Genomic DNA, 15,994 nt, shown 5'->3' on the forward strand with positions numbered 1-15,994 from the left:
CCATCTGACTCGTGGAACCCGCCCGCGCCCGCGTCCGGGACCTCTCCCGGGCGCGCGCCGCCGGACGTCCCGCCGGAGTCCTCGCCGGACGGGCGCGCCCCCGGGTGCGCCGCCGGGGGCGCCCCGCCGGTCTTCACACGGCTCTTCATGGTCCTCCCTCCTCCGGGCGCGGGCGATGGTCACCCACGGGTAGGCGCCCGGGCCGAGCGCCTCCTGGCGCACACCGGTGAATCCGGCCGCTTCGGCGACGGCGGCGAGATCGAGCCGCGCGGTCGTCCGCCACCACGGCTCGTGGCCGTGCTCGGCGTCCCAGTCGTCCAGCCACGCCTGGTGGGCGTCGCGCTCCCGGTAGGGGGCGACGTCGGAGAAGACGAGGTCGCCGCCCGGGCGCAGCAGCCGGAACGCCTCCGCGAACACCTTCTCGACGGCGTGCGGCGGCATCTCGTGGAGCAGGATGAACGACGTCACCAGGTCCTGGCTCCCGGCGGGCAGCGCGGTGTCCTCCGCGGGCGCCCGCAGCAGGTCCCAGCGCAGCCCGCGGTCGGCGGCGCGCCGCTGCGCGTAGCGCAGCGACGCGGCCGACAGGTCCACGCCGGTGACGCGGGCGCCGGCCGTACCGCTCGGCGAGCTTGAGCGTGTACTGCCCGGTGCCGCAGCCCAGGTCGCAGATCGCCGTGTAGCGGTCCCGGGGGGCCGCGTCCGCGACCTTCGCGCGCTGGGCGAAGATGTCGCCGTAGGCGGGGACGAGCAGGTACCGGTACACCAGTTCGTGGTGCACGAACCCCATGTGCTCGTGGCCGTCCCAGCCGCCGCGGGTGCCGTGGAACTCGTACGTCCAGTAGCGCGGCACCGCGGTCCCGCCGTGTTCGGCGACCCGGTCGGTGATCGCCTGCGGGTCGGGGGCGGACGCGAGGGGTTCCAGGGCGTCGCGGCGGGCGGCGAAGGCGTCCTCGGCGCGGGGGGTGAGCATCCGCCGGTTCCAGCGCAGCGCGGCGCCGACGACGCTCTGCTCGGCGGTGCCGCGAGCGCGTCCGCGACGTCCGCGCGGAGCCGGACGATGTCGGTGTGCCCGCCGGCGGCCTCGTCCGCGCCCCAGTCGGCGCACCGGTCCGACGCCTCGATCCGGGCGCGGACGCGGGCGCGCAGCGGTGCCAGCGCAGCCCGCGCCGCGGCGAGGAACGCCAGTTCGGCGCGGCCGCGCTGTTCCAGGATCACGTCCGGGTTCATGCCGTCGGGTACCGGTGCCCGGCCGCCGGGCGGCTGTGGGGCGGGCGGCTGTGGGGCGGGCACGGTCAGCTCCCCTGCTTGCCGATGCCGTCCAGCAGCAGCATCAGGCCGTTGCTGTTGTCGAAGCCGGTCACGCCGTCGCGGTGCGCGCCGACGGTCGGGCCGCCGTAGGTGTAGAGGATGTAGGAACGATCCAACAGGTGGCGCGAGCAGTCGATGAGCTTCTTCTCGCGCGCGGCGGAGTCCATCTCGGTGCGCTGCGCCTTCATGAGGCCGTCCCACTCCGCGTCCTGCACGAACGGCTTCTTCGACGACGACACGAAGGAGTACGGACGGTCGGCGTCAAGATGCCCGTGTAGGAGGCGCCGCGGTAGAAGATGTCGGCGTCCGAGCCGTTGCGGAACGTCTTCACCCAGACCGGCACCTCCACCGCGTTGATCTTGGGCTTGAAGCCGGCCTGCCGGAGCTGGTCCCCGATCGCCTCGTACAGCTTCTTGTAGAGCGACATCCCGAAGATCTCGATCTCGGCGCCCTCCGCGCCCGCGGACTTCAGCAGGCTCTTCGCCTCCGCCAGGTCGGTCGTACGCGGGACGGGTGATGCCGGGGCTGTGGCCGAACACGCCCTTGACGGGCAGCTGCCCGTCCTCGATCACCCCGGCGCCGTACGTCATCGCCTGGATCAGCGCCTTGGCGTCGATGGCCTTGACGGCCGCCTGCCGGACCCGGACGTCGTCGAACGGCGCCTTCGACGTGTTGAGCTGGAACATGTTCTGGTTGCCGCTGAAGTCGGTGTCGACGGTGATGCCGTCCCGGCCGTCCAGCGTCTTGATCGATTCGGCGCCGAGGTTCTGCGCCGCGTCGATCTGCCCGGCCTGGAGCGCGGCCGCCATCGCGTCGGGGTCGCTGAAGTAGCGCAGCACGACCTCGGACGACTTGGGCTTGTCGCCCCAGAAACCGTCGTAGGCGGCGAACTCCACGCCGCGGTCGACGGAGAAGCTCTCGATCTTGAAGGGTCCGGAGCCGATCGGCGCCTGGGCGAACCCGTCGGGGCCCTTCTGCCGCCAGTAGTCCGCCGGGACCACGAAGACCTGGCCGACCCGGCTGAGCAGCAGCGGATCGGGGACGGTCGTCTCTATCTCCACCGTCGTCGCGTCGACCTTGCGGACGTCCTTGATCGTGTCGATCAGGGAGGCGTTCGCGTACTTCTCGCCGAGCAGCTCGGTGAAGCTGAAGACGACGTCGTCCGCGGTCACCGGCCGCCCGTTGTGGAACGTCGCGCCCGCACGCAGCTTGAACCGCCAGACGGTGTCGCTCTTCTGCGACCACTCCTCGGCCAGCCGCGGCACCGCCTCGGTGTCGCCGCGGAGCCGGCGGACCAGCCCGTCGAAGGCGTTGAACTGGAAGGTGGTGAACTGCTCCTCCATCGGGTTCAGCGTGTCGTCGACGACGACCGTCCCGATGGTGAGGGTCTTGGCGCCGCTCCCGCCGGAGGCGGAACCGGGGCCGCCGCAGGCGCCCAGCAGGCCCGCGCCCGCCACCGCGCCGCCGAAGGCCAGCCCGGCGCGCAGGAAGCTTCTCCGGTCGAGCGCCGGCCCGTTGTTGAAGACAGAGCTCTCGCGCACTGCCGCTCCTTATGTCGTTCGATCCTCCGGCCGCCGCGCGGGCGGCCGGAGGGGGGATGCGTGGATCCGTCAGGTGGTGGACGCCGTGCGGGCGGCCGCCGCCACCCGGGTGTCGGCGTCGAAGGCCGCGCCGAAGACGCGTCCGACGAACGCGGCGCGCTCCTCGCCGAGCGCCGCCAGCAGCTCGCCGGACGGGCGCAGCGCGTCGAGCGCGTCCGCGTCCAGGCAGCCGCGCTCGCGCAGCAGGTGCTCCAGCACCAGGGTGCGGTCCCGCAGGATCCACACCTCCGACGCCAGCTCGGTGAGCATCCGGGTGATCTCGTCGAGCCGGTCGTTCTCCAGGTAGCGGGGGGTGTCGGTCACTGCTCCTCCTTGTGCGCGCGGACGATCCAGGGGTAGTCGCCCTTGCCGAGGCCGTAGGCCTTCACGTCGGTGAACCCGGCCCGTTCGACGAGGGACGGCATGTCCAGCTGGAGATAGGACCGCATGAACGGCTCCCCGCGGTTCTCGGTCTCCCAGTCCAGGACCGCCGACCGGAACGCGCCGTTGCGCTCGACCGGGGCGATGTCGCCGATCACGAGGTCGCCGCCGGGCTCCAGCACCCGGAACATCTCCGCGAGGATCGCCTCGGTCGCCTTCGGCGGCGTCTCGTGGAACAGCGTGAAGATCGCGACGAGGTCGACCGAGGCGTCCGGGAGCCGGGTGTCCTCGGCCGCCGCCTGGATCAGCTCCCACGACCGTCCCTCGTGGACGCAGCGGGCGCGGGCGTACTCCAGTTGCGTCCGCGACAGTTCGAGGCCGACGTACCGGGCGTCCGGGAACTCGTTCGACACGGCGACGGCGAACCGGCCGTTGCCGCAGCCGGGCTCCAGGATCCGCCGGTAGTCGCGGCGCGGCGCCTCGCGGATGACCTGCGTGCGCTGGTCCATCAGGTTCTCGCCCGCGCGGACCGCGCCGACGCCGCCCGGCATCAGGACGTAGCGGTAGCCGAGGTCGCTGATGACGACGCCCATGAGGTCGTGGCCGTCCCAGCCGCCGGTCGTCAGGTGGAAGCCCGCCGCGTGGTAGGCGGGCGGGTCGAGGTCCGGGTCGAGCGTCAGCGAGCCGGGGGCGTCCGACGGGACGTCGAGCCACTCCTCGATCGCGGCGCGGGCGTGCTCGGCGGCCGGGATCGACCGGACGTAGATCTCTTCGGCGACGTAGCGGGTCAGGAGGCGGTCGAACAGCCAGGGGCCGTGGTCGGCGAGGGCCTCGTCGACCGAGCGGCGCCGTTCCGGCAGGCCCCGCGGCGGCTCGGGGACCAGTTCCGCGTAGCGCTCCGCCGCCGCGGGCTGGAGCACTCCCCCGGTGTATCCCTGCAGTGAGCCGAGGAACTCCAGGCCGGCGCGGTCGCGCTGGGACACCGGTACATCCATGGCGGCTTTCCTTTCGGTTCGTTCCGGAGCCCGGCCGGTTCCGGTGGACGGGTCGGGGGGCCGGACGATTGGGGTGGGTCGGTCGGGGTGGTGGGTCGGGGTGGTCGGTCGGTGGGGTGGAGGCGGCGGTCAGCCCTGGCTGCCGGCGTGTTCGGGTTCGTGCACCCGCGCCGCGAGCATCGAGCTGCGCAGCAGGTGGGCGCGGGCCAGATCCGGGTCGGCCGCGGCGCGGCGCATGTCGTCGGCCTTGCCGCGCCGCTGGGCGAGGTCCTCCTCCTGGAGGGACTCCCAGTTCTCGTGGGTGACGACGCGGACGTAGTCGTGCGCGACCGTCCGGCGCGCGGCCTCGTAGGCGTCGACGGGCCCGCTGTCGCCGCGCTCGGCGGCGATGATCGCGGCGGGGCGCCGCGGCGGCGTCGTGGATGCCGCTGTTCATGCCGAGGCCGCCCAGCGGGTTGTTGATGTGCGCGGAGTCGCCGGCCAGCAGCACCCGGCCGACGCGGAACCGCTCGGCGACCCGCTGGTGCACCCGGTAGATCCGGGCGTGGGTGATCGCGTAGTCGCGGTCCAGTTCGACGACGCCCTGCATGCGCCGCTGGATCGCGGCGGGGTCGAGGGCGGCCTCGTCCGTCTCGCCCTCCGGCACCGGGAACAGCGCCCGCCAGTGCAGCGGCGTGCGCAGCAGCACGAGCCACTCGGCCGGGTCTGCGATGTAGTTCACCGACGCGATGCCGGGGATGAGGGTCTCGAAGTCGTCGGTGGTGGACACGACGAGGAACCGCTCCGGGTACGTCATGCCGGTGAACGCGATGCCGAGGTCGGTGCGCAGGGTGCTGTGCGCACCGTCCGCGGCGATCGCCCAGCGGGCCCGGCAGGCGAGCGGTCCGGGCCCGTCCCCGTCCGCCGCGGCGGGGACGGCGGGCTCGACCGTCAGCGCGACGCGCGCCGTCCGGCCGTCCGGCCGACCGGACGCGCGCGCCGTGGACGACGTGCACGTTCGGCATCGCGGCGAGGCGGGCGGTGATGATCTCGACGAGGTTCTGCTGCTCGCTCTGCAGCCGGTACGGGAACCGCGTGTCGGCGCTGATCGCCTTCAGGTCGAAGTGCGCGATCAGCCCGTCGGTCCGGTCCCGGTACTGGTAGGTGTCGGAGACGAGCCCGACCTCGTGCAGCTCGGCGGCCACGCCCAGGTCGTCGAGGATCTCCAGCGTCGGCGGGTGGAACGTGGACGCGCGGGACTCGGCGACGTCCCGTCCCGCGGCCGCTTCCCGCGCGGTCTCCTCGAAGACCGTCACCCGCAGGCCGGCGCGGGCCAGCGTGAGCGCCGCGGTGGCGCCCACCGGGCCCAGTCCGGCGATCGCCACATCGGCGTCGCGCGGAAGCCGCGGATCGTTGAGACCGACAAGCACGAGCTTCCTCCAGGGAATCGCATCTCTCACAATGCGGTAACTCGGCACTCAAGATGTGAAAGAAGCTACGGTTCCCCTCGGGCCGCGTCAATGGGGCCGGGGCCGCATTTTTTACCGCGCTCTCGACCAAACCCTGGTCAATGCCCCTGGAACGCCGATCCCTCAAGGCTTTCCGGCCGCTGAAGGGCGCATGGCCGCGGGGCCGCGAAACAAAAAATTAACCGCCGTACTTCTCACGATGCGAGAAGCACGGCGGTGCGATGGCGAGAACGCCCGGACGCGGCGGGCCGGTCAGGTCGGGCCGGTCAGGGTTTCGCGCCACCGTTGGCGAGCAGGTCCGAGATCCGCTTCGCGCCGTCCACCACGAGCTGGATGATGCGGGCGCGGTCGTCCTGCTGGAGCCGGTACAGCGGGCCGGCGACGCCGAGCGCCGCGATCACCCGGCCCCGGTCGCGGATCGCCGCCGAGGCGCCCCAGATGCCCTCGTCGACCTCCCCGAAGCTCTCCGCCCAGCCGACCCCCTCGACGCTCTCCACGTGCGTCTCGATCTGGTCGCGGACGTGCTCGGGCAGGTCGGGGACGGACGCGAGGTAGCCGCGCCGGTCGTCCGCCGGCATCGACGCCAGCAGGACCCGCGCCGCCGAGCCGCGGTGCAGGCTCATCGGCTGCCCGGGATCGAACTGCAGCCGCACCGGATGCGACGAGTCGACGCGGTCGACGCAGACCGCGTTCCATCCCATCCGCTTGATCAGCAGGGTCGTCTCGCCCCCGGCCTCGGCCACCTCGGCGAGGACGGGCCGCGCGATGCTCTCCAGCGTGTCGCCCGCGGCCCGCGCCGCGTCGGCCAGGCGCACGAAGACCCACGACAGCCGGTACTCGCCCTGCCCGGCCTCCTCCACCATGCCGGTCTCGCGCAGCACGGACAGGTACCGGTACACCGAGCTGATCGGCATCTCCAGCGCGGCGGCCAGCTCCGTCGCGCCGCGCGTGTGGTGCTGCGCGTCGAACGCCAGGAGCAGACTCAGGGCCTTGCGGGAACTCTCCGCACCACTGCGCCGCCGGGTCTGTTCGCCCACGTCGTCTCCTCGTCCGGTCCGGTTCCGGGGTCGCCGGCTCTTGACCGGCGACCGACCACGTTCTACGGTTCCTCACATACTGAAAGTCAGTCTCTCACAATGTAGTAACCGGGTGCCACCGTGTCCCACGATTCCGCCCGGAGGAACATCACCATGCTGCGGCATATCGTCCTGCTCCGCTGGCGCCCGAGGCCACCACGGCACAGCAGCGGGCCGCGGAGGCGGGATTCCAGGCCCTGCCGCGCGCCGTCGAGGAGATCCGCGCGCTCTCCTGCGGCGGCGATCTCGGACTCACCGGCGGCGCGCACGACTTCGCCGCCGTCCTCGACTTCGCGGACGCCGACGCCTGGCGCGCCTACCAGGAGCACCCCGCGCACCGCGCGCTCGTCGCCGACCTGCTCAAGCCGATCCTCGCGGAACGCGCGACGGTGCAGTTCGATGTCTGAGCACCCCCCGCCGGACGACCGCGCACCGGACGGCCCGCGCCCGCGGGCGTCCCGGCGAACTCGCGGACGACTACCGGACGGCCGGATTCGGCGGCCGGATCGGGCTCGGCGACCGCCCCGCGCTGCTGGTCGTCGACCTGGTGCGCGCCTACCTCTCCCCCGAAAGCCCGCTGTACGCGCCGTCCGCGCCCGCCACCGTCGACCGGGTCGTCCGGCTGGCCGCGCGCGCCCGCGAGCTCGGCCGTCCGGTCGTGTTCACCTACGTCTCCTACGCGCCCGGCGGCGCGGACGGCGGCTGGTTCTACCGGAAGGTTCCCGCGTTGAAGCTCTTCGACGAAGGCTCCGCCCTGGCACAGCCGCCGGACGAACTCGTCCCCGCGCCCGGCGACCTCATCGTCCGCAAGCAGTACCCCAGCGCGTTCTTCGGCACCTCCCTCGCGAGCACGCTCACCGCGCTCGCGGTCGACTCGGTGGTGATCACCGGGGTCAGCACCAGCGGCTGCGTCCGGGCGACCGCGGTGGACGCGATCGGTCACGGTTTCCGCCCGGCCGTCGTCGCCGACGCCGTCGCCGACCGCGACCCGCGCCCGCACGAGGCCGCCCTGTTCGATCTCGGCGCCAAGTACGCCGACGTCCACGCCACGGCCGAGATCCTGGACCGGTGGGCGGCATGAGCGAACCGTCCCCCCACCCGGCGGACCTGCTGCGGGCGCGGCTCAACACCGGCGCGCCCGTCCCCGCCGCGGGCTGCCACGACGCGCTCTCGGCTCGGCTCGCCGAGGCCGCCGGGTTCACCGCGGTGCACCTTTCCGGCGCGCTGGTCAGCGCCTCCTCGCTCGGCCTGCCCGATCTGGGCTTCGCCGGCGCCTCCGACATGCTGGACGCGCTGCGCCGCGTCGTCGCGGGCACCGGCCTGCCGATCGTCGCCGACGCCGACACCGGCTACGGCGATCCGCCGCAGGTCGCCGAGACCGTCCGCCGCTACGAGCGGGAGGGCGCCGCCGCCCTGCACCTGGAGGACCAGGTGCAGCCCAAGCGGTGCGGCCACACGCCCGGCGTCCGGCTGGTGGAGCTGCCGGTGGCGCTCGCCCGGCTGCGCGCGGCGCTCGCGACGGCCGCGCGGGCTCGTGGTGATCGCCCGCACCGACGCGCTGGCCGCCGCCGGACCGGACGAGGCGCTGCGCCGGGTCGAGGCGTTCGCCGCCGCGCGGCGCGACGCGATCATGGTCGAGCGCGCGGTGGACGGCGCGACGCTGCGCCGCGTCCGGGACGCGGCGGGCGGGCTGCCGCTGGTGGTGAACTGCTCGGCGGCCGGGTCGCCCGCCGACCCGCTGGACGAACTCGGCCGCGCGGGCGCCCGGCTGGTGCTGTACCCGGTCACGGCCGCGCTCGCCGGAGCCGCCGCGATGCGCGACGCTACCGCGCCATGCTGCGCGACGAGCCGCGCCCCCGCGCCCGCCATGTCGTGGACCGAGCTGAACGACCTGCTGGGACTCCCGGAGCTGGCCGACCGCTTCCCCGACCCCGATCCCGGCCCGGCCCCTTCCGCCGCCACCGAACCCGCGCTTTCCAGGGAGAACCCATGACGACCGTGCTCGCCGACCGCTCCGTCTTCGGGGTGATCGTCCCGTCCACCAACACGGTGGTGGAGGACGAGTACTACCGGCACCGCGCCCGGGGAGTGTCGTTCCACGCCGGGCGCATCCTGATCCGCAACGGCGACCTCGGCGACGACGCGACGTTCGAGGCGTTCCTGGAGGACCTGCGCCGCGAGATCGGCAACGCCGTCGAGTCCGTCCTGACCTGCGAGCCCGACCATCTGGTGATGGGCATGAGCGCGGAGACGTTCTGGGGCGGGGTCGAGGGCAACGCCGAGTTCGAACGCTGGATCCGGGAGATGTCGGGCCTGGAGGTGACGACCGGGGCGTCGTCCTGCCACGCCGCGCTGTCGCGGCTCGGCGTGTCGAAGATCGGGGTCGTCACCCCGTACCAGCCGGTCGCCGACGAGCAGGTCCGCGACTTCTTCACCGAACTCGGCTACGACGTCCACGCGGTCCGCGGGCTGAAGTGCGCGTCGGCGACGTCCATCGCGGACGTGTCCCCGGCCGAACTGCGCGCCGCGTTCGCCGCCGTGGACGGACCGGGCGTCGAGGCGCTCGTCCAGGCCGGAACGAACCTCCCGGTGATGGGCGTCGCCGCCGAACTGGAGGAGGAGCTCGGCAAACCGGTCGTCGCGATCAACGCGGCCACCCTCTGGCACGCCTACCGCAGCAACGGGATCACCGACCGGATCCCCGGCGCGGGGCGTCTCCTGGCGACCCTCTGACCCGGCTTTACACTGCGACGAAGGAGAGAGACCGCATGGCACAGGTTCGAGTCGCGGCGGCACAGTTCTTCTCCGGGCCCGACCCGGTGGAGAACCTGGCGCTGTGCGACGGCTACGTGCGCCGGGCCGCGGCCGCGGGCGCCCGGCTCGTGGTGCTGCCCGAGAACTCCAACCGGGTGCGCGACTACGGCGGACGCGACGAGTGCTGGCGGTACGCCGAGGACCTGTCCGGCCCGTTCGTCACCGGGCTGCGCGCCACCGCCGCCGAGCTGGGCGTGCACATCGCGGTGGGCGTCGACCTGCGCGGCGCCGCCGAGCCGGTGGTGCACATCGCGTCCGTGCTGATCGGGCCGGACGGCGAGATCGTCGGCGTGCACGACAAGCACGTCCTCTGGGACTACGAGTACACCCTGTTCGAGCCGGGCGACGAGCCGTACCGGGTCTTCGACACCGAACTCGGCCGGATCGGGCTGCTGCTGTGCGCGGACGGCATCGTCCCCGACACCCCGCGCGCCCTCGCGCTGCTGGGCGCGCAGATCTTCTGCAACTCGCTGAACTCGCGGGGCCCGGACGAGCTGCGCGTGCACGTCCCGCTGCGCGCCATGGAGAACCGGGTGTTCCACGTCGCGGCCAACACCGTCGGCGGGCCCGAGCTGGAGTGGCCGTGGATGGGCGGCAGCCAGATCGTCTCCCCGGACGGGACGCGGCTCGCCGAGGCCGACGAGACCGAGCCGGGCCTGATCGTCGCCGACATCGACCCGGACCTGGCCCTCGACAAGCGGATGCCGGGCGTCGCCGACCTGTTCGCCTGGCGCCGTCCCGACCTGTACGGGGCGCTGACGGCGCCGCTCGACGAGGTTCCGGCCGCCGCCATGTACGGCCCGGCGCCCGCGGACATGCCGCCGCGCCCGCTGCCGGTCGCCGTCATGCAGGTGAGCCGGTTCCGGAGCACCGAATGGACGGTCCGCCGCGCGCTCGGGCAGATCGCCCACGCGGGCGCGACGGGGGCGCGGCTGGGCGTGCTGCCCGAGCTGTTCTGCTTCGCGCCCGGCGAGGTCGCCGCCGATCCGGCGCACGCCGCCGCGGTGTCCCGGGACGCCCTCGCGCGGATCGCGTCCGCCTGCGCCGACGCGAAGGTGTGGGCGGCGGTCCACCTGGTCGAGGAACGGGCGGGCGAGTACTTCTCCACCGTCCATCTCGTCGACGACGCCGGGGAGGTCGCCCACCGGTACCGCAAGACGCACCTCACCGACGCGACCGGGCCTGGGCGTCCCCCGGCGACGCCCTGTCGGTCGCCGACACCCCGATCGGCCGCCTCGGGTTCATGGTCGGCGAAGAGGTGTGGGTCCCGGAGGCGGCGCGCGCGCTGGCGCTGGCCGGTGCCGAGCTGATCGTCCACCCCACCACGTGGACGACCGCGGAGGCCATGCACGTCGCGGCGACCGAGCGGACGGAGGAGAACCGCGTCCATCTCGTCTCGGTCAACCGCCTCGACGACCCCGCCGGGCTGGGCAGCCAGGTGCTGCGGGCCGACGACTTCGTCCCCGGCCAGCCGATCGCCGTGATGCGCTACCCGACCGGGTACTGGACGCGGCCGGGCTTCGAGGAGCAGCTTCTCCTGGAACTCGACCTGCGCGAGTCCAACGACAAGATGATGGGCCACCACCTGGACCCGCTCGCCAAACGGCACCCCGAGCTCTACGGCGTGTTCACCGCCCGCTGAGCGAGGGCGATCTTCATCGACGCGGGTAACGGCGACGACCGAATCGCTCGGGACGGGGCGCTCTCCGCAGCGGGCGGGTACCGCATGACCTACCGTTATTACCGTCCGATCAGAGAGTTCATCGCGGGCTTCGCCGTCACGACGGCGGTCCCGGAGACGGAGGCGGGGGCTTGACCGACCAAGGCGATCTGGCGGCGGCGCTGCGGCGGGCCGGCGTGTCCGGTGTGGACGGCTCCGCGCTCGCCCGCGCGATGTACTCGTCCGACGCGTCGCTGTACCGGGTACCGCCGCAGGTGGTGGTGACGCCGCGCGAGGCGGGCGAGCTGCCCGCGGCGCTGGCGGTGTGCCGGGAGTTCGGGGTGCCGCTGACGATGCGCGGCGGAGGCACCTCGATCGCCGGGAACTCCGTCGGGCCGGGCGTCGTCGCCGACGTCAGCCGGCACCTGAACCGGGTGCTGGAGGTCGACCCGGAGGCGGGGACGGCGCTGGTCGAACCGGGGATCGTCCAGGCGCGGCTGCACGAGATCGCCGGGGCGCACGGGCTGCGGTTCGGGCCCGACCCGTCGACGCGGACGCGCGCGACGCTCGGCGGCATGATCGGCAACAACGCGTGCGGGTCGCGGGCGCTCGGCTACGGCCGCACCAGCGACAACGTCCTCGGGCTGGACGTGGTGACCGGGACGGGCGAGCGGCTGCGCCTCGGCGACGTGCCGGGCGACGCGGCCCCGGACGCGCTCGGTTCCCCGCTGCTGGAGCGGCTCCGCGGGGTGGCGGCGGAGCATCTCGCGCTGATCCGGACGGAGTTCGGGCGGTTCGGGCGGCAGGTGTCGGCGTACTCGCTGGAGCATCTGCTGCCGGAGCGGCGGTTCGACGTGGCGCGCGCGCTGGTCGGCAGCGAGGGCACGCTCGCGCTGACCCTGGCGGCGCGGCTGCGGATGGTGCGCGAGCCGGAGCACCGGCTGCTGGTCGTGCTGGGATACGGGTCGATGGCCGAGGCCGCCGACGCCGTCCCGGCGCTCCTGCCGCACGGCCCGGTCGCCTGCGAGGGCCTGGACTCGCGGATCACGAGCGTGGTGGCGGAGCGGCGCGGGCCCGGCGCGGTCCCGGAGCTGCCGAAGGGCTCGGGCTGGCTGCTGGTGGAGCTGGCCGGGCCGGACGCGGGCGCGCTGGCGGCCACCGCGGCGCGGGTCGTCGCCGACTCGGCCTGCACCGGCTCGATGCTCGTCGACGACATGGCGCTCGCGGACGCGCTGTGGCGCATCCGCGAGGACGGCTCGGGCCTCGTCGCCCGCACCCCCGACGGGGAGCAGGCACATGCCGGGTGGGAGGACGCGGCCGTCCCGCCCGAGCGGCTCGGCGTCTACCTGCGCGAGTTCGAGGCGCTGCTCGGCGAGCACGGCCTGACGGGCGTCCCGTACGGGCACTTCGGCGACGGCTGCGTGCACGTGCGCATCGACTTCCCGTTCGGCCGGGCGGGCGGCACGCGGGTGTTCCGCGACTTCCTCCAGGACGCGGCGGCGCTCGCCGCCCGGCACGGCGGCACCATGTCCGGGGAGCACGGCGACGGGCGCGCGCGCGGCGAACTGCTCCCCCACATGTACTCGGACGAGGCCCTCGCCCTGTGCGCGGACGTCAAGGACCTGTTCGACCCCGACGGCGTCCTCAACCCGGGGATCATCGTGCGTCCCGCGCCGGTCGACGCCGACCTGCGGGCCGCGCGGGTGCCGCGGGCGACCCGGCGGGAGCTGCCGCTGGGGCTGGCCTACCGGGACGACCGGGGCGACCTGTCGCGGGCCGTCCACCGGTGCACCGGCATCGGCAAGTGCCGGGCGGACAACACGGGCGCGGGCGGGGTGATGTGCCCGTCCTTTGTCGCGACCCGGGAAGAGAAGGACTCCACGCGGGGGCGCGCGCGGGTACTGCAAGAGGTCGTGTCCGGGAAGCTGGGTCCGGACGGGTGGCGCTCGGAGGCCCTGCACGACGTGCTCGACCTGTGCCTGTCCTGCAAGGGGTGCGCGTCGGACTGCCCCACGGGTATCGACATGGCCTCCTACAAGGCCGAGGCCCTGCACCAGAAGTACCGGCGGAAGGTGCGCCCGCGCGCGCACTACGCGCTGGGCTGGCTGCCCCGGTGGACGCGCCTGGCCGCGCGCGCCCCGCGACGATCCGTCCGGCGAACGCCGCGCTGCCGGTCGCGCGCCTGCGTCCGCTGGTCGCGTGGGCCGCCGGGATCGACCGGCGCCGGTCGCTGCCGGAGTTCGCGCCGGTGACGTTCCGCCGCTGGTTCTCCTCGCACGCCTCGCCCGAGGGACGCCACGGCGACGTCGTCCTGTTCGTGGACACCTTCACCGACGCGTTCTCGCCCGACGTCGGCAGGGCCACCGTCCGGGTGCTGGAGCACGCGGGCTACCGGGTCACCGTGACCGAACGGCCGGTGTGCTGCGGCATCACGTGGATTTCCACGGGCCAGCTCGACGGCGCGCGGGCCCAGGCCCGGCGCACCGTCCGGGCGCTGCTGCCGCACGTCCGGCGCGGCGCGAAGGTCGTCGGGATGGAGCCGTCCTGCACGGGCGTGCTCCGCTCGGACGCCGAGGAACTGCTCGACGGGGTGGACGCGGCCGCGGCGCGCGAGGACGCCGCCGCGACCCGCACCCTCGCCGAGCTGCTCGCCGAGACCGACGGCTGGACGCCGCCCGACCTGTCGGGGGTGTCCGGGGTCGCGCAGCCGCACTGCCACCACCACGCCGTCATGGGCTGGCGCCCGGACGAGACGCTGCTGCGGGACGCGGGCGCGACGTGCGCGGCGTCGGCGGCTGCTGCGGGCTCGCGGGGAACTTCGGCGTCGAGAAGGGGCACCACGACGTGTCGGTCGCCGTCGCCGGGCACCGGCTGCTGCCCGCCGTCCGCGACGCGGCGGACGGCGACGTCGTCCTCGCCGACGGGTTCAGCTGCCGCACCCAGCTCGATTTCCTCACCGACCGGACGGGCGAGCACCTCGCCCAGCTCCTGGCCCGCCACCTGCCGGATTAGCAGACGACGCGGGCCGGGGCAAGCACCGGCCCGCGCCCGCAATCGGCCGTCCCACCAGGGCCGCGGCGCCGATTAGAGCCCGTCCGGCGTGGTGAAATACCCCCCAGAACGTAAAACGGGGGTAAAGAAATGAATCGGCGTTCGACCATCGCGCTTCTCTTGGCGCTTCCGCTGTCGCTCGCCGCCTGCGGAGACGGCGGAGGCTCCGGCGGCATCGCGGACGTCGCGCCCACGACCGCGTCGCCCACGGGCGGGACGACCACGGGCGGGCCGGACGGCGCCGCCGCCCCCGGCGCGTCGGCGGCACCGGCCGGCCCGGTCCGCCTCGGGCCCGAGGGGTACGGCGCGCTCAAGCTCGGGATGACGCGGGAGGCCGCCGAGGCGACCGGGCTCATCACGATCAAGTCCGAGCCGCCCGGCGGAGCGGGCTGCGGCTCCTTCGACCTCAAGGAGTTCCCCCGCGAAGGCCCCTACGGCGGGGGCTCGTTCTCCCCGGACCTCGGCATCGCGCGGATCGCGGCCGCCGAGGGCGTGCGCACTCCCGAGGGGATCGCGGTCGGCGCGTCCGCCGCCGAGATCGAGAAGGCGTACCCGGAGCTGCGGGAAGGGCCGAACCTCTCGTTCACCGCCGTCCCGGGCAACCCGAAGGCCCAGTACACGTTTCTGATCGTGGACGGCCGCGCCAAGGAACTCGCCCTCGACCTGGCGAACCAGAACTGCAGCAACTGACTTCCCGCCCGCAGTACCCGACCGGCTCCCCGATTGGCCCGCCCGTCCGCGGGCCATGGCATCCCTTCAACGTTCCCCCCAGGGTGTCGAGGAGAGCACGTGGACGATTGGAAGATCGCCCGGTTCCGCGAGGTGCGCGAACTCGGCGCGGGCTCGCAGGGACGGGTCGTCCTGGCCGTGCACGAGGAGTCGGGGTTCCCGGTCGCGGTCAAGTACGTGTCGGTGCGGTCGGAGGCCGCGCTCGCCATGCTCCGGCACGAGGCCGCGATGCTGGGCCGCGTGTCCAGCCCGCACGTCGCGCGGCTGTACCGGCTGGTCGAGAGCGGGCACGGCGCCGCGATCGTGATGGAGGCGGTCGACGGCGCCTCCCTCAAGGCCGTCCTCGCCGAGCACGGACGGCTGGACCCGCTCGCCGCGCTGACCGTCCTGAAGGGCTCGCTGCTCGGCCTCGCCGCCGCCCACGCCGTCGGCGTCGTCCACCGTGACTACAAGCCGGCGAACGTGGTGGTCCCCGGCGACGGGTGCAGCAAGCTCATCGACTTCGGCGTCGCGGGCGCCACCGGTTCGGCGTCCGGCTCCGGCACCCCGTCCTACATGGCGCCCGAACAGTGGCGGGGGCAGGAGGCCGACGCGTCCGCCGACGTCTACGCGGCGACCTGCGTCTTCTACGAGTGCGTGATGGGCGAACGCCCGTACCGCGCCGATACCGTGCCCGCGCTGCGGGCGCAGCACCTCACCCGGCCCGTCCCGCTGGAGGACTTCCCCGAGCCGCTGCGCCCGCTGCTCGCCCGGGGCATGGCGAAGAACCCGGCGGCGCGCCACGCCGACGCCGCCGAGTTCGCCGCCGAACTGGAGGACGTCGAGGCCGCCGCCTACGGGGACGACTGGGAGGGGCGCGGCGTCCGTGCCCTGGCCGCGACCGCGGCGGGGCTGGCCATGCTGTTCCCGCTCGCCGCCGCGGGCCTCTCCGCCCCGGCCGCGGCGGGCGCCG

General features: G+C 74.0%; 12 protein-coding genes and 4 pseudogenes. 9 read left to right on the forward strand and 7 right to left on the reverse strand.

Annotated features, from left to right (window positions below):
- From BJF79_RS53180 to BJF79_RS13780, 7 genes and pseudogenes are all read right to left on the reverse strand, one after another.
- A partial coding sequence (locus BJF79_RS53180; protein ID WP_143219894.1) for a class I SAM-dependent methyltransferase occupies positions 1 to 1,290 on the reverse strand: 1,290 nt, incomplete at its 3' end.
- A gap of 2 nt (positions 1,291 to 1,292) precedes the next feature.
- Positions 1,293 to 2,849, reverse strand: a complete 1,557-nt coding sequence (locus BJF79_RS13760) for an ABC transporter substrate-binding protein (RefSeq protein WP_075897633.1) — start codon at positions 2,847 to 2,849, stop codon at positions 1,293 to 1,295.
- Positions 2,850 to 2,918: 69 nt separating this feature from the next.
- Positions 2,919 to 3,212: a hypothetical protein gene (locus tag BJF79_RS53185; RefSeq protein ID WP_075897635.1), complete on the reverse strand. Its 294-nt coding sequence runs from the start codon at positions 3,210 to 3,212 to the stop codon at positions 2,919 to 2,921.
- Positions 3,209 to 4,264, reverse strand: coding sequence for a class I SAM-dependent methyltransferase (locus tag BJF79_RS59735; protein ID WP_083733409.1), 1,056 nt, complete (start codon positions 4,262 to 4,264; stop codon positions 3,209 to 3,211). Before BJF79_RS59735 ends, BJF79_RS53185 begins: the two co-directional genes overlap by 4 nt.
- Before the next feature lie 466 nt (positions 4,265 to 4,730).
- Positions 4,731 to 5,198 (reverse strand): annotated as a pseudogene (locus BJF79_RS66830) (FAD-dependent monooxygenase); the annotation flags it as partial.
- A 49-nt stretch (positions 5,199 to 5,247) separates the two neighbouring features.
- A pseudogene (locus BJF79_RS59745) lies at positions 5,248 to 5,721 on the reverse strand (FAD-dependent oxidoreductase); the annotation flags it as partial.
- Between the two features lie 257 nt (positions 5,722 to 5,978).
- Entirely contained in the window at positions 5,979 to 6,749 is a 771-nt protein-coding gene (locus tag BJF79_RS13780) for an IclR family transcriptional regulator (RefSeq protein ID WP_075897639.1), read from the reverse strand.
- A gap of 236 nt (positions 6,750 to 6,985) precedes the next feature.
- Here BJF79_RS13780 and BJF79_RS66835 point away from each other — a divergent pair, with 236 nt between their 5' ends.
- From BJF79_RS66835 to BJF79_RS13830, 9 genes and pseudogenes are all read left to right on the forward strand, one after another.
- On the forward strand, positions 6,986 to 7,195 hold the full coding sequence (locus tag BJF79_RS66835) for a Dabb family protein (protein ID WP_410050082.1): 210 nt from the start codon (positions 6,986 to 6,988) through the stop codon (positions 7,193 to 7,195).
- Between the two features lie 122 nt (positions 7,196 to 7,317).
- Positions 7,318 to 7,869 (forward strand): isochorismatase family protein, encoded by a 552-nt coding sequence (locus tag BJF79_RS13790; protein WP_262401975.1) that lies wholly within the window; start codon positions 7,318 to 7,320, stop codon positions 7,867 to 7,869.
- A pseudogene (locus BJF79_RS59755) lies at positions 7,866 to 8,781 on the forward strand (oxaloacetate decarboxylase). Before BJF79_RS13790 ends, BJF79_RS59755 begins: the two are co-directional and overlap by 4 nt.
- Entirely contained in the window at positions 8,778 to 9,521 is a 744-nt protein-coding gene (locus tag BJF79_RS59760; protein ID WP_075897650.1) for an aspartate/glutamate racemase family protein, read from the forward strand. Before BJF79_RS59755 ends, BJF79_RS59760 begins: the two are co-directional and overlap by 4 nt.
- Positions 9,522 to 9,556: 35 nt before the next feature.
- Positions 9,557 to 11,244 (forward strand): annotated as a pseudogene (locus tag BJF79_RS13810) (nitrilase-related carbon-nitrogen hydrolase).
- 170 nt (positions 11,245 to 11,414) lie between these two features.
- Entirely contained in the window at positions 11,415 to 13,514 is a 2,100-nt protein-coding gene (locus BJF79_RS13820) for an FAD-binding and (Fe-S)-binding domain-containing protein (RefSeq protein WP_262401972.1), read from the forward strand.
- Positions 13,511 to 14,350 (forward strand): (Fe-S)-binding protein, encoded by an 840-nt coding sequence (locus BJF79_RS59765; protein WP_262401973.1) that lies wholly within the window; start codon positions 13,511 to 13,513, stop codon positions 14,348 to 14,350. The genes BJF79_RS13820 and BJF79_RS59765 overlap by 4 nt, the downstream gene beginning before the upstream one ends.
- 83 nt (positions 14,351 to 14,433) lie before the next feature.
- Entirely contained in the window at positions 14,434 to 15,003 is a 570-nt protein-coding gene (locus BJF79_RS13825) for a hypothetical protein (protein ID WP_143219898.1), read from the forward strand.
- Between the two features lie 99 nt (positions 15,004 to 15,102).
- Positions 15,103 to 15,994: serine/threonine-protein kinase (locus tag BJF79_RS13830; RefSeq protein WP_262401974.1), on the forward strand; the 892-nt coding region annotated here is incomplete at its 3' end.

The organism is Actinomadura sp. CNU-125 (assembly GCF_001942465.1).
Taxonomy (GTDB): Bacteria; Actinomycetota; Actinomycetes; order Streptosporangiales; family Streptosporangiaceae; genus Spirillospora.